This window comes from Pseudotabrizicola sp. L79 (assembly GCF_036553525.1).
GTDB lineage: Bacteria > Pseudomonadota > Alphaproteobacteria > Rhodobacterales > Rhodobacteraceae > Pseudotabrizicola.
On the sequence record NZ_JAZHDA010000044.1, the window covers coordinates 218978 to 232650 of the forward strand.

The 13673-nt window shown below is 64.3% G+C and carries 10 protein-coding genes; 9 read left to right on the top strand and 1 reads right to left on the bottom strand.

Going from position 1 to position 13673, the window contains the following annotated elements; translation table 11 throughout:
• The first annotated feature begins 173 nt into the window (after positions 1-173).
• The 6 genes from V3C85_RS05525 to V3C85_RS05550 all read left to right on the top strand — a co-directional run bounded on the left by V3C85_RS05525 (position 174) and on the right by V3C85_RS05550 (position 7595).
• Positions 174-1139, top strand: coding sequence for an AAA family ATPase (locus tag V3C85_RS05525; protein ID WP_445941980.1), 966 nt, complete (start codon positions 174-176; stop codon positions 1137-1139).
• A gap of 70 nt (positions 1140-1209) precedes the next feature.
• Positions 1210-2475 (top strand): vWA domain-containing protein, encoded by a 1266-nt coding sequence (locus V3C85_RS05530; RefSeq protein ID WP_331794088.1) that lies wholly within the window; start codon positions 1210-1212, stop codon positions 2473-2475.
• A gap of 154 nt (positions 2476-2629) precedes the next feature.
• A complete protein-coding gene (locus V3C85_RS05535; protein WP_331794089.1) occupies positions 2630-4558 on the top strand; it encodes an OmpA family protein in 1929 nt (642 codons plus the stop codon).
• Positions 4559-4804: 246 nt separating this feature from the next.
• Positions 4805-5797, top strand: coding sequence for an XdhC family protein (locus V3C85_RS05540; RefSeq protein ID WP_445941981.1), 993 nt, complete (start codon positions 4805-4807; stop codon positions 5795-5797).
• Complete coding sequence (locus V3C85_RS05545; RefSeq protein WP_331794090.1) at positions 5797-6813, top strand: molybdopterin-binding protein; 1017 nt, start codon at positions 5797-5799, stop codon at positions 6811-6813. Before V3C85_RS05540 ends, V3C85_RS05545 begins: the two co-directional genes overlap by 1 nt.
• A complete protein-coding gene (locus V3C85_RS05550) occupies positions 6810-7595 on the top strand; it encodes a hypothetical protein (protein WP_331794091.1) in 786 nt (261 codons plus the stop codon). Before V3C85_RS05545 ends, V3C85_RS05550 begins: the two co-directional genes overlap by 4 nt.
• Before the next feature lie 51 nt (positions 7596-7646).
• Here the strand turns inward: V3C85_RS05550 and V3C85_RS05555 are convergent, their stop codons facing one another.
• Complete coding sequence (locus tag V3C85_RS05555; RefSeq protein WP_331794092.1) at positions 7647-8384, bottom strand: DsbA family protein; 738 nt, start codon at positions 8382-8384, stop codon at positions 7647-7649.
• Between the two features lie 100 nt (positions 8385-8484).
• Here V3C85_RS05555 and V3C85_RS05560 point away from each other — a divergent pair, with 100 nt between their 5' ends.
• From V3C85_RS05560 to V3C85_RS05570, 3 genes are all read left to right on the top strand, one after another.
• Positions 8485-9669: a pyridoxal phosphate-dependent aminotransferase gene (locus V3C85_RS05560; protein WP_331794093.1), complete on the top strand. Its 1185-nt coding sequence runs from the start codon at positions 8485-8487 to the stop codon at positions 9667-9669.
• A gap of 46 nt (positions 9670-9715) precedes the next feature.
• A complete protein-coding gene (locus V3C85_RS05565; protein ID WP_331794094.1) occupies positions 9716-10927 on the top strand; it encodes an N-acetylmuramoyl-L-alanine amidase in 1212 nt (403 codons plus the stop codon).
• Between the two features lie 121 nt (positions 10928-11048).
• On the top strand, positions 11049-13595 hold the full coding sequence (locus V3C85_RS05570) for a penicillin-binding protein 1A (protein ID WP_331794095.1): 2547 nt from the start codon (positions 11049-11051) through the stop codon (positions 13593-13595).
• The last annotated feature ends 78 nt before the right edge of the window (positions 13596-13673 follow it).

Sequence of the window (13673 nt, forward strand, 5' to 3'; positions counted from 1 at the left end):
GCCACACTGGGGGGCATCAACCCCGCCTTGGCGGTGGTGTCACGGAACAGCGCGCAGGCCCGTGCAGGGGTGCGCCCCCCCGCCCACAGTCGCCGGCCACAGTCGCCGGCCAGCCCACCCTGTCACCCTGTCCATTGGTCGCATTTCCCGCTGTGCTGGCTTGACCGCCCCGGATGCGACCGTCAGCATTGGGTGCAGCCCGCGCCTTGACCCGCGGCCCCCCGAAAGGACATGACGTGACGCCTCTGCCGCCCTCTATTGATGCGACCCAAACCCTGCTTTCGGATCAGGGCTATGTCGCCAGCCGGTCACTGGCCACGGTGGTGTTTCTGTCCTTGCGGTTGGGTCGCCCGTTGTTTCTGGAGGGAGAAGCGGGTGTCGGCAAAACGGAAATCGCCAAAACCCTGGCCCAGGCCCTGGGGCGCCGCCTGATCCGTCTGCAATGCTATGAAGGCCTTGATGCGGCCTCGGCGGTGGCAGAATGGAACTTTGCCGCACAGATGGTGGCGATCCGCGCGGCCGAAACCACGGGCCAAGGCACGGCCAAGGCAGATCTGTTCACCGAAGATTTTCTGATCGAACGGCCGCTGCTGGCCGCCATGCGCCCGCAATCGGGCGGGGCACCGGTGCTGCTGATAGATGAGCTGGACCGCACCGATGAACCGTTTGAGGCGTTCTTGCTGGAAGCCTTGTCAGATTTTCAGGTGACCATTCCCGAACTTGGCACCATTCGCGCGCCTGAACCGCCGATTGTCATCCTGACCTCGAACCGCACGCGTGAGGTGCATGATGCGTTGAAACGGCGCTGCCTTTATCACTGGGTCGATTATCCCGCCTTTGACCGAGAGCTTGAGATCCTGAAATCGCGCTGCCCCGAAGCGCAAGATACGCTAAGTCGCGAAATCGTGGCCTTTGTTCAGAAACTGCGCCGCGAAGACCTGTTCAAACGCCCCGGTGTGGCCGAAACCATCGACTGGGCCAAATGTCTTCTTGCCCTTGATGTCATTGCCTTGTCGCCCGAGGTGATCGCCGACACGCTGGGGGCCATTCTGAAATATCAGGATGATATTCAGAAGATCAGCGGATCACAGGCCAAGCAGTTGTTGGATGAGGTGCGCAAGGAACTGGCCCCGGCATGAGACGGGATGTCGGCGCCTTCAGCCAGGGGGGTGGGGGCAGCGCCCCCGCGGCTAGGAACAGGCCAGCACGATGACGACCTATGCCCCGCTGGATATTCCCGAAGATGGCAAACTGGCCCAGAATATCACTCATTTCGCCCGCGCCCTGCGCAAGGCGGGCCTGCCCATCGGGCCGGGGCGGGTGATTGACGCCATCCGCGCGGTGCAGGCGGCGGGCTTTTCCGAACGGGTCGATTTTTACTGGACCCTGCACGCCTGTTTCGTCAGCCGCCCCGAAGAGCGGGTGATCTATGAACAGGTGTTCCGGCTGTTCTGGCGCGACCCGAAATACCTTGACCATATGATGAGCCTGCTGCTGCCCTCGATCCAGGGGCTGCAAGAGGACCGGCAGGCGCAAGCGGCCGAAAAGCGCGCCGCCGAGGCCCTGCTGGACGGGGTTGACCGTGACATCCCCAAGCCGCCCGGCGATGCCAAGGCCGAAGACAGCCAGATCGAGATTGATGCCTCAACCACCATGAGCGCGGAAGAACGGCTGAAAACGCTGGATTTCGAACTGATGTCGGTTGAAGAAATGGCCGAGGCCAAGCGGATGTTGGCGCGGTTGTCCTTGCCGGTGCAGCCGTTGAAGACACGGCGCAGTGTGGCGGCCTTGCATGGCCCGCAGATTGATCTGCGCCGCACCCTGCGCGCCAGCCTGCGCACGGGCGGCGAGGTGCAGCGCCTTGCGCTGAAGGCGCCGCGCAAGCGGTGGCCCAATCTGGTGGTGATCTGCGACATCTCGGGCTCGATGAGCCAGTATTCCCGTATGGTGCTGCATTTCATCCATGCTGTTGCCAACCGCAAAGGGCAGGGATGGGCCAAGGTGCATGCCTTTACCTTTGGCACCCGGCTGACCAATATCAGCCGCCACCTGCACAACCGCGATGTTGATGCCGGGCTGAAACTGGCCGGGGCCGAGGCGCAGGATTGGTCGGGCGGCACCCGGATCGGGGCCTGTCTGCACGATTTCAACCGCGACTGGTCGCGCCGGGTGTTGGGGCAGGGGGCGGTGGTCTTGCTGATCACCGATGGCCTTGACCGCGATGACACCGGCCTGTTGGCCGCCGAGGCCGAGCGGTTGCATCTGTCGTGTCGGCGGCTGATCTGGCTGAATCCCTTGTTGCGCTGGGAAGGCTTTGCCCCCAAGGCGCGTGGGGTGCGCGCCTTGTTGCCCCATTGCGATGCGTTTCGCGCCAGCCATTCCATTGCCTCTTTGCAGGCCTTGGGGCAGGCGATTTCCGATCCGGGGGATGCAGGTGAAAAGGCGCGGCTGATGCGGCAGTTGACTGCTGGCTGAACGGGGAACCAAACCCGTGATTTGGGCGTTTCCCGGCTGAACCCCGCCCATGAACCGCTTTGATATGGCATAACATGGTGGTCTGTGGCCTGTCTGGGGACAAGGCGTAACGTGGGGGGCGCAACCTCTGCCCCCTTGCCGTGAAAGGAATGCTATGAACAAGCTGCTCTCGACCACCACTGCATTGTCACTGGCCCTGATGCCGGTGCAACCCTGGCCACTGTTTGCCCAAGGCGTATTTGGTCAGGCAAATGGGGTCACCATTGCCGAAGATGGATCAATTATCGCGGCGGATGGGACGGTGCTGTGTCAGGCCGCAGCCGACGCCCCCTGCAACCCGCTGGACTTTGGCCTTGATCTGGTGCCCGCGCCGCAAGAAGGCGCCTCTGGCGGTGTGTTTGGAAATGGGGCCGGGTCCGGGCCGGACGCTGATCCTGAAGAAGCAGCCCCCGAATTGGCCACGCCCGACTCGGCACCCGAAGCGGTGTTGCAACCACCGCCTGCGCCGTCAGATGCGCCCGCACCCGAATCCCTTGTGGCCGATGAACCGCCTGCTGACTCTGCTCCGCCGTTGCTTGGGCAATCCGAACCCACTGTGGAACCTGCGCCAGAAGCCCAGCCTGAGGCCGGGGTTGCACCGCAGCCAGAGGGCGGCAGTGGTCTTGGGGATGAGCCAAATGGCAGCGGGCAGGGGGTCTTTGCCTCGCCAACTCTGGAGGACGTGCCGTCAGACAGACCAGCAGAGCCCGAGGCAACCGGCTCTGTCTTTCCAGCGCCAGAGCCAGCGCCAGAGCCGGGAGAAGCAGACGCCTCCCCCGCAGATGCACTGCCCGTAGAACTGCCTGCCGAGGTTGAAAGCGTCTTTGAGCGCGCCCGTGCCGCAGAATCGGCCGCAGCGGATACCGCCACGGCCGAAGCAGGAGCATCCATCGCTCCGGTTGACGCGCCGGTTGTCACGGAAGAGGCCGCGGATACCGTCAATCAGCTGTTGTCGGGCGAAAGCCTTGGCCTTGGGGGGGTGTTTGGCGCACTGGCCACGCAAGGGGCGGGGGCCGATACCACCACGCCCGCCGAAGCGCCCGAGCCGCAAAGCGTGACCGAGACCACGATCACCGAGTCTGACACGCGGTCTTCGTTCGAAGACTTTGCCAAGGCGCCCGAGGTGCTGGAGGGCGGGCGCAAGAAATCGGGTCTGTCTGATCTGGAGAAAGCCGGGCTGATCGCGCTTGGGGCCATTGTCGTGGGCAAGATCCTGTCGGATGGCCGTGAGGTGGTGGCCAATACCGGCGACCGTGTCGTGGTGCGCGAACCGGATGGCAATTATCAGGTCTATAAGGATGATGACACCCTGCTGCGCCGCCCGGGCGCCACGGTGCGCACCGAAAGCTATGCCGATGGCTCGACCCGCAGCACGGTGTTGCGCGAAGATGGCAGCGAGGTTGTGACGATCCGCGATGCCACTGGCCGGGTCTTGCGCCGGGCGGTTTATGATGCGCGGGGAAATGAAACCGTGTTGATCAACGATCTGATGCCCGAAGAACGGATCGAGGTTTCGACCCTGCCGCAACCCCGCCCGAACCGCACGACGATTTCGTCGCGCAGCGAAGATGCGGCCTTGCGTGCCGAACTGGCCCGGGTCGAGGCCCAGCGTCTGGGCCGCAGCTTTAGCCTGCGCCAGATCCGCGAGATCAAGGAAGTGCGCCGGCTGGCGGCTGCGATTGATGTAGATAACATCACCTTTGACAGCGGCTCGGCTGTGATCCGCACCACCGAGGCGCGCAATCTGGCCGATCTGGGCCGGGTGATGGCCGATCTGCTGGACCAGAACCCCTATGAGTTGTTCTTGATCGAGGGCCATACCGATGCCGTGGGCTCGGCGGCATCGAACCTGGCGCTGTCAGACCGGCGCGCGGAATCGGTGGCGCTGGCCCTGAGCGAATATTTCGGTATTCCGCCCGAAAACATGGTGGTGCAGGGTTACGGCGAGTATGACTTGCGGGTGCAGACCGACGCGGATGAGCGGCGCAATCGCCGGGTGGCCGTGCGCTTGATTTCGCCGCTGATGCAAACGGCGTCGCGTTGATTTGACTTGGGTCAAAGACGGCGGCGGGGATTCGGGTGAAATGGGCCTATCGGTCCGGCGCTCCCAACCTTTCCGCCGCCGATGGTCACGGTGTTCCGTCTTCCCTGTCGCAACACCACAGCGACGCCGCAGGCCTCCCTCCTGCGGCGTTTGGCTTTTTGGGGGGCGCGTCTGGGGGCTTTTGCCACCTTTTGCCAGTGGCAAAGCCGCCCGCCTGCCGCCATAGTCGGGCCAAGGGGGACAACCATGATGCAACCTGCCGACCACGACCGGATACCCGAAATCGCGCTTGATTGGCACCGACAGGGGCAAGGGGCGGCTTTGGCAACCGTGGTGGAAACCTGGGGCAGCGCGCCGCGACAGGCGGGCAGCCAACTGGCCATTTCGGGGCAGGGGCAGATCATGGGCTCGGTCTCGGGGGGCTGTGTCGAAGGGGCCGTCGTGACCGAGGCGCTCGAGGCGCTGGATGATGGCACGCCGCGCCTGCTGACCTTTGGCGTCAGTGATGAGACGGCTTTTGCCGTGGGGCTGGCCTGCGGCGGCACCATTCGGATTCTGGTTGAACCCATCGGCACCGGCGGCCACCGCCTGCCCGAGGCGATGCTGGCCCAGATCGTGGCGGCCCGTGCTGCGCGCCTGGCCCTGGCCTATGCCATCACGCCCGACAGTTGGGCGCGCCAGTTGCTGCCGCCCGGTGCAGATGCGGCGGCCGATCTGCGGTTCCGGTCTGACAAATCGGGGATGGAGGAGGACGGGCGCTTTATCGCGATCTACAACCCGCCCCTGCGCCTGATCGTGGTGGGGGCGGTGCATATTGCGCAGCCGCTGCTGACAATGGCGCGTGCCTGCGGGTATGACCCCACGCTGATCGACCCGCGTGCCGCCTTTGGCAGTGCCGAGCGCTTTCCCGGAGAGACCATTCTGGAAGACTGGCCCGATGAGGCCATGGCGGCACTGCGCCCCGATGCGCGCACAGCCATTGTCACCCTGACCCATGACTCCAAGCTGGATGATCCGGCCATCCACGCGGCCCTTGCCAGCGATTGCTTTTATCTGGGCTGCCTTGGGTCTTCGCGCACCCATGCCAAGCGGGTGGATCGGTTGCAGGCCGCCGGCCTGACTGCGGCGCAAATCGCCCGTATCCACGCGCCTGTGGGTCTTGATATCGGGGCCAAGACCCCGGCAGAAATCGCCGTGTCCATTCTGGCGCAGATCACCCAGCGTCTGAGGAGGGGCTGATGCGCTTTGGCGAGGTGCCACTGGATCAGGCCAAGGGCGCCATTCTGGCACATTCGGTGATGCCGGGGGCCGATGGCGGTGGGCCTGCGCGGTTTCGCAAGGGCTTGGTGCTGGGGCCGGAACAGATTGATGGCTTGCGCGCGGCCGGGGTGGCGCGGGTGACTGTGGCGCTGCTGGAACCGGGTGATGTGGCCGAAGACAGCGCCGCGGCAGCCCTTGCGGCGGCTTTGGTGCCTGATCCGGTGGCCTCTGGGCTGGCCGTGTCGGCGGCCTTTACCGGGCGGGTGAACCTGAATGCGGTTGGGCCGGGCATTGCCCAGATTGATACCGATGCCGTGCATGCCCTGAACCGGGTGGACCCGGCCATTACGCTTGCCACCCTTGCGCCCTTTTCGCGGGTGGAACAGGGGATGCTGGTGGGCACCGTCAAGATCATCTCTTATGCCGTGGCAGCCGACCGGCTGGCCCAGGCCTGCGATCTGGCCCGTGCGGCCATCCGGGTGCGGCCTGTGGTGCTGCGCTCGGCCAGCCTGATCCTGACCGAGGTGCCGGGCCTGCCGGACAAGCTGAACGCCAAGGGCCTGACCGCGATCGAGGGGCGGTTGCGCGCCTTGGGGATGGATCTGGCCGCGCATCGGGTGGTGGCCCATGACGAGGCGGCGATTGCGCAGGCTTTGGTGGACCTGCCGGGCGATATGGTGCTGATCCTGACCGGCTCGGCGACGTCTGATCTGTATGACACCGCCCCGCAGGCCCTGCGCCGGGCCGGGGGCCGCGTGGCGCGGTTCGGGATGCCGGTGGATCCGGGCAATCTGTTGTTCCACGGCCAGTTGGGCCAACGCCCGGTGATCGGCCTGCCCGGTTGCGCCCGCAGCCCGGCGCTGAACGGGGCCGATTGGGTGCTGGAGCGTTTGGCCTGCGGTCTGGTGGTCAGCGATGCGGATGTGGCCGCCATGGGGGTGGGCGGATTGCTGAAGGAAATCCCGATCCGCCCGCAACCGCGAGAACGGCCATGATCCGCGCCCTGTGTCTTGTGCTGGGCCTGCTGGGCACCCCGGCATTGGCCCAAGGCGGCGGCCCTGACGCCCCGCCGTTGCAGGCGGCGGTGGCGCAGTGGCTGGCCGGAGACGAGGCAGAGGCCTTGCCCGCACTGGCCCGGTTGGCGCAAGGGGGCGATGACGCCGCCCGCCTGCTGTTGGCGCTGATTGACATGACGGCGGCCTATCAGGGCGATTGGCTGGGCGGCTTGGACCGAACGGCGCGGATCGCGCTGATGCGCAGGCCCGGCGGTTTGTCGGGGCAAAGCTGGCTTGATATCGCCACGGGCCCGGTGGCCCAGGCCTGGCGCGATCTGCTGGACACGTCGGCAGGGCCGGGCGTGGTGCTGGCCTTTGCCGCCTTGGGCGAAGATCGGGCCGCAGTTTTTGCCGCGCGCACCCTGCACCGCCGCCAGAACCGTGATCTGGCGCAGGCCATGGCCGCGCCCGATGTGCCAGCCTATCTGCGCCGCTTTGCCGGAGTTGGTGACATGCCGCCCCCCGATGACGGGCAGTGGGCCGTGATCGACACCGCCTGCGCCACGCATTGCCCCGGCGAGGCCGAAGCCTGCCGCAAGGCGGTAAGCATGGCGTTGCACGGCGATATCGCCATGGCCGGATCCCCTGCGGCCCAGATCATCGCACCCGGCGATTGGGCGGCCAGCGCCAAGGGGCAGGCTGCGCTGTTGCGGCTGATTGCAACCTCGGGCTGGCGGGGGGACGGGCCTGCCTGTTTGCAAACGGCGCTGGCCGGGCTGTGAAAAAGGGGGCCAGATGGCCCCCCGTCACCGATCCGGTCCGGCGCGATGGCATCAGCCGTCGTTGCGCTGACCTTCGACAATCTGGCGCATGGCATCCAAGGGCACATAGCCGCGCACCATGGTCTGATCGATCACAAAGGCCGGAGTGCCGTTGATTTCCATCGTGGTGGCCAATTGGTGATTGGCCTCGATCACCGCCATCACTTCGGGTTTGCCCATCTGCGCGGCAATGGCGGCGGGGTCGTGGCCCAGATCCTCGGCCAGGCGGGCCAGCGTTTCTGCGGTTGCATCGCCGCGCATTTCCATCAATGCGTCATGCGCAGCCTTATAGGCATCGTCGCCATGCAACTGACGCACGGCAATGGCAAACTGCGATGTCAGCATGGATTGTTCGCCCAAGATCGGAAATTCTTTCAGCACGAACCGGATGTTGCCATCTGATTTCACCAGTTCTTCAACCTCGGTATAGGCTTTCTTGCAATAGCCGCAGCGGTAATCCATGAACTCGACCACGGTGATATCGCCCTGCAGATTGCCACCGGCCCAGTCATTCGGGCTGTTGTAGATGGCGTCGGCATTGTCTGACATCATTTGCAGATCGCGCTGTGCCGCATCTTGCTGTTGTTTGCCCTGCAAAACGTCCATGGCTTCGATCAGAACTTCGGGGTTTTCCAGCAGATAGGCGCGCACTTCGGCACGAAAGTCTTCGCGCTCGGCGGCTGTCATTTCGGCGGCGGCGGGCAGAGCAGTCAGGGTGACCAGTCCAAGGGTCGTCAGAAAGCGGCGCATGCAGTCTCCGTTCGCTTGCGGGTGGCATCATCTTTTTGTGCCGGGGTTGACCTTGCGCCCCCGAACGGGACACATCGGCGTGAACCATAGGGGAACGGGCATGAGAAGTTCAAGGCGAGGTGATGTTGATCCCTTCATTGTGATGGATGTGATGGAGGAGGCGCGGCGGCTGGAAGCGGCGGGGCGCAGCATCATTCACATGGAGGTGGGCCAGCCCGGAACACCTGCGCCCGCCCTTGCCCGGGCCGGTCTGGCGCAGGCGATGGAGGCAGGGCCGTTGGGTTATACTGTGGCGCTTGGCCTGCCCGAGTTGCGGGCAGGGATCGCGGCGCTGTATCGGCGTTGGTATGGTGTGGATCTGAACCCTGACCGGGTTGTGGTCACCGCCGGGTCGTCTGCGGCCTTTTTGCTGGCCTTTACGGCGCTGTTTGATGCGGGCGACCGTGTGGCCTTGGGCGAACCCGGTTATCCCAGCTATCGCCAGATCTTGCGGGCGCTGTCCTTGGTGCCGGTGGGCATCCCTGCGGCAGCGGAAAACCGGCTGCAACCGGTGCCTGCCGATTTGCAGGGCATTGACATGCAAGGGCTGATCGTCGCCTCGCCCGGCAATCCGTCGGGCACCATGCTGTCAAAGCCCGCCCTTGCCGCGCTGATGGCCCATTGCGCCGCGCATGACATCAGCTTTATCTCGGATGAGATTTATCACGGCCTGCATTATGCCGACCGCGCCACCTCGGCGTTGGAAATTGGCGACGAGGCCTATGTGATCAATTCCTTTTCCAAGTATTTCAGCATGACGGGCTGGCGGATCGGCTGGATGGTTGTGCCCGAAGACCATATCCGCAAAGTTGAGCGGCTGGCGCAAAACATGTTCATCTGCCCGCCCCATGCCAGCCAGATCGCGGCCCTGCACGCGCTGGAGGCGATTGACGAGCTGGAGGCGAACCGCGCGGTCTATGCCGAGAACCGGCGCCTGATGCTGGAGGGGCTGCCGGCTGCGGGCTTTACCAAGATTGCACCGCCCGACGGGGCCTTTTACATCTATGCCGATGTGTCCGAGATGACGGACGACAGCCTTGCCTTTGCCCGCCGCATTCTGAACGAGGCGGGGGTCGCCGTGACGCCGGGGGTCGATTTTGATCCTGTGCGCGGCAAGGGCACCTTGCGCTTTTCCTATGCGCGCGCCACGGCCGATATCCGCGAAGGGCTGTCGCGGTTGCAAGATTTCATGGCTGCGGCGGGCTTTGTGGGGGGGGAAGGCGCTTCTGACCGGGGTGTGAGTTGACGGCGCCCCGGTTGATCGGGACAGTGGCGCGAAAAAGGGCAGGGTGATGCGGTTTTTTCTGATTGGTCTGGGTGTCTGGCTGTGTCTGGTCGGTGGGGCGGGCAGTGTGGCGGCGCAAACGCTGTCGGCATTGGCGCGGCTGGATGCGGCAGAGTCGGTCATCACCCAGGACGGATCTGCAACGGAAATTGCCCTGACCATCAGCCAGCCGGTGCCATGGCGGGTGCGGGTGATGGACAACCCGCCGCGGCTGGTTCTGGATATGCGCGAGGTGGATTGGTCGCCCCTTGGGCAGGTGGCACAAGACAGCCCGGACATCTTGTCGTTGCGCGCGGGTGTGTTCCGTCAGGGCTGGTCGCGGCTGGTGCTGGAACTGGCCGGGCCGATGCGGGTGGCCAGTGCCGAGATGCAGACGACGGGGACAACGGTGCTGACCCTGCGGCTGGAACCCGAGACGCCAGAGGCCTTTGCCCAAGCCGCAGCCCAGCCCGAGCCGCCCGAATGGGCGCTGCCGCCTGCGGCCGATCTGGCCAAGCCCTTGCCGCGCGGGGCGGGCCCCATCGTCGTGGTGCTGGATCCGGGCCATGGCGGCATCGATCCGGGTGCCGAGCGAGATGGATTTACCGAGGCCGATCTGGTGCTGACCTTCGCGCGCGAGCTGAAAGAGGCCCTGCTGCGGGATGGCAGTTTTCTGGTGGTGATGACGCGCGAGGAAGATGTGTTTGTGCCGCTGGAGACGCGCATCTCGATCGCTCGCGCGGCTGGGGCCCATGTTTTCCTGTCGTTGCATGCCGATGCCATTGCCGAGGGCGAGGCCGTGGGGGCCACGATCTATACCTTGTCGGATGATGCCAGTGACGCTGCGGCCCAGACCCTGGCCGAACGCCACGACAGGTCCGATCTGCTGTCGGGCGTTGATCTGAGTGCGCAGGATGATCTGGTGGCGACGGTGCTGATGGATATGGCACGCACCGATACCGAACCACGGATCGCACGGCTGGCCGTCGCGCTGGAGTCGGCAATCAAGGCGCGTGACTTGCGGATGCACCGCTTTCCGCATCAGACGGCCGGGTTTTCGGTGCTGAAATCGCCCGATATTCCGTCGGTCCTGGTCGAGCTTGGCTTCATGTCTTCGGCGCGCGATCTGGCCCGGCTGACCGATTCCGACTGGCGGGCCCGGATGGTCGATGCGCTGCGCGACGGGTTGAAGACCTGGGCGGCCGAAGATGCCGCCCTGTCGGCCCTGCGCCGCCAATAGCCCCGGCAGGCGCTGTGACGCAAAGTTGTGCGCGGATAGGGGCCGGTTTGGCCCTGATCGTTTTGACCGCATCGCGCACAAGCGATATGATACCGCAGCAGTAGTTTTGGGATTCCCGCGCGTGGTCAGATTTGTCGGCTCTTTCTTCGGTGGCATCTTTACGATGATCACCATGGGTGTGCTTTTTGCCGCGCTGTCGATTGGCGCGATTTTTTACATGTATGCGCAAGATCTGCCCAGCCATGAACGGCTTGCCCAGTATTCGCCGCCGACGATCAGCCGCATCTATTCGGCCGAAGGCCGGATCATCGACGAATTCGCCCAGGAACGTCGCCTTTTCGTGCCGATCGAGGATATTCCCGATCTGGTCAAGGCCGCCTTCATCAGCGCCGAGGACAAGAATTTTTACACCCATCGCGGCTATGACGTGACGGGTATGGTTTCGGCCCTTGTGGATGCGGTGAAAAGCCGGGGTCAGAATGTGCGCGGCGCATCCACCATCACCCAGCAGGTGATGAAGAACTTTCTGTTGTCGGGCGACCGCACCGGCGAACGCAAGATCAAGGAACTGATTCTGGCCAGCCGGCTGGAAGAAACGCTGTCCAAGGACAAGATCCTGGAACTGTATCTGAACGAGATCTTTCTGGGCCAGAATTCCTATGGTGTGGCGGCTGCGGCGCAGACCTATTTCAACAAGTCGCTGGTCGATCTGACAGCGGGCGAGGCCGCCTATCTGGCGACCCTGCCCAAAGCCCCGTCCGACCTGCACCCCGTGCGCAACAAGGAACGCGCGATGGAACGGCGGGCCTATGTGCTGAACCGCATGGTCGAGGATGGGGCCATCACGCGTGAGGTGGCCGAAGCCGAAAAGGCGCAGCCGCTGAAATCGGTGCAGAACGGCGATTACCCGGCCTTCCGCGAATCCTTGCCTGACCGCGATTATTTTACCGATGAAATCCGCCGCCAGCTTTCGGGCAGCTTTGGCGAGGAAGAGTTTTTCGCCGGTGGTTTGTCGATCCGCGCCACGGTTGATCCTGAATTGCAGACTGTGGCCGCAGCCTCGCTGCGTCGCGGGTTGGAACGCTATGACCGCGGTCTGGGCATCTGGCGCGGCACGCGACAGACCATCTCGCCTGATCGGTTGACATCGGAAGACGATTGGCGCGCGGCTTTGGCCGAGGTCGATGTGCCGCGCGACATTGCGGGCTGGCATCCGGCTGTGGTGCTGTCGGTTGGGGAAAACGCCGCGCGGATCGGGATCGAAGGCGTTGAGGAAGACGAAGACGGCCATTTCATCCCGGCAGAAGATGTAACCTGGGCCCGCAAGCGCCTGCCCGATGGCAAATTGGCGTCCAAGGCGCGACGGGCTGGCGATCTGGTTGATGTCGGCGATGTGGTGCATGTGCGCGCGGTGACCGATGACAAGACCGGCGATTTCATGCGCTGGTCGCTGCGTCAGGTGCCCGAGGTGCAGGGCGGGTTCATGGCGATGGACGTGAACACGGGCCGCGTTCTGGCGATGCAGGGTGGCTTTTCCTATCAGTATTCGGTGTTCAACCGCGCCACGCAGGCCACGCGCCAGCCGGGGTCCAGCTTCAAGCCCTTTGTCTATGCCGCTGCGCTGGACAGTGGCTTTACCCCGGCCACCATCGTCGTCGATGCGCCGATCGAGGTGAACACCCCGCAGGGCCTGTGGCGGCCCAAGAATGCGTCGAACAAGTTTTACGGCCCCACCACCATCCGCACCGGGATTGAGCAATCGCGGAACCTGATGACGGTGCGGATTGCCGAAGAAATCGGGATGGATACGGTCGCAGGCTATGCCGAACGCTTTGGCGTTTATGACCGGATGAATGCGTTTCTGGCCAATGCGCTGGGGTCGCAGGAAACCACGCTGTTCCGCATGGTGGCCGCCTATGCAATGTTCGCCAATGGCGGAGAGCGGGTGGAGCCGACCTTGGTGGACCGAGTGCAAGATCGCTATGGCCGCACCGTCTATCGCCACGATCAGCGCGAATGCCGCGATTGCCAATTGGCCAGCCTGTCGCCCGGTGCGGGGGTTGAGTTGGTGTCCAAACGCGAGCGGGTGATGGATGCCATCACCGCCTATCAGCTGACCAGCATGATGGAAGGTGTGGTCAAGCGCGGCACGGCGCGCGGCATCAACCTGCCGGTTCCGGTGGCGGGCAAAACCGGCACCACCAACGATTCCAAGGATGTGTGGTTCGTGGGCTATACCAGCAACATCGTGGCGGGCTGCTATATCGGTTATGACCAGCCGCGCACTCTGGGCTCGGGCGCGTCGGGTGGTGGGTTCTGCGGGCCGGTGTTCGAACAATTCATGCGCACCGCGATCAAGAAATACGGTGGCACGTCGTTCAAGGTGCCGCCGGGGGGCTATTTCATCAACATCGACCGCTTTACGGGTGCCCGTCTGGGCGAAGGGGCATCGGGCGACAATGTGGTGGCCGAATATTTCCGCGAAGGCGAAGAGCCGATCTTTGGCCTGTTCGTCGATGGCGGCTTTGAAATGGGCGGCAACCTGCCGCTGTTCGCGGCGGGCGAGGTGGATACGGGTGGATCGACCGTCACCACGGCCACGGGGGAAACCAAGGTGATCCCGAAAAAGGCTGATTTCGGCTCGCTCAGTTCGGGCGGCCTGTATTAACGGCCCTGTTACAGCCTGTGGCGCGGCGCTGTGTCTTGCCGCGCCCGCTGCTTTTCGCTAATCACACCCGGCACAGCC

Bases quoted from the DNA above. Each gene is read 5' to 3' on its own strand.
- V3C85_RS05555 (WP_331794092.1), bottom strand. From the start codon at position 8,384: ATGCGCCGCTTTCTGACGACCCTTGGACTGGTCACCCTGACTGCTCTG.
- V3C85_RS05540 (WP_445941981.1), top strand. From the start codon at position 4,805: ATGATGCAACCTGCCGACCACGACCGGATACCCGAAATCGCGCTTGAT.
- V3C85_RS05560 (WP_331794093.1), top strand. From the start codon at position 8,485: ATGAGAAGTTCAAGGCGAGGTGATGTTGATCCCTTCATTGTGATGGAT.
- V3C85_RS05535 (WP_331794089.1), top strand. From the start codon at position 2,630: ATGAACAAGCTGCTCTCGACCACCACTGCATTGTCACTGGCCCTGATG.
- V3C85_RS05565 (WP_331794094.1), top strand. From the start codon at position 9,716: ATGCGGTTTTTTCTGATTGGTCTGGGTGTCTGGCTGTGTCTGGTCGGT.
- V3C85_RS05545 (WP_331794090.1), top strand. From the start codon at position 5,797: ATGCGCTTTGGCGAGGTGCCACTGGATCAGGCCAAGGGCGCCATTCTG.
- V3C85_RS05525 (WP_445941980.1), top strand. From the start codon at position 174: ATGCGACCGTCAGCATTGGGTGCAGCCCGCGCCTTGACCCGCGGCCCC.
- V3C85_RS05530 (WP_331794088.1), top strand. From the start codon at position 1,210: ATGACGACCTATGCCCCGCTGGATATTCCCGAAGATGGCAAACTGGCC.
- V3C85_RS05550 (WP_331794091.1), top strand. From the start codon at position 6,810: ATGATCCGCGCCCTGTGTCTTGTGCTGGGCCTGCTGGGCACCCCGGCA.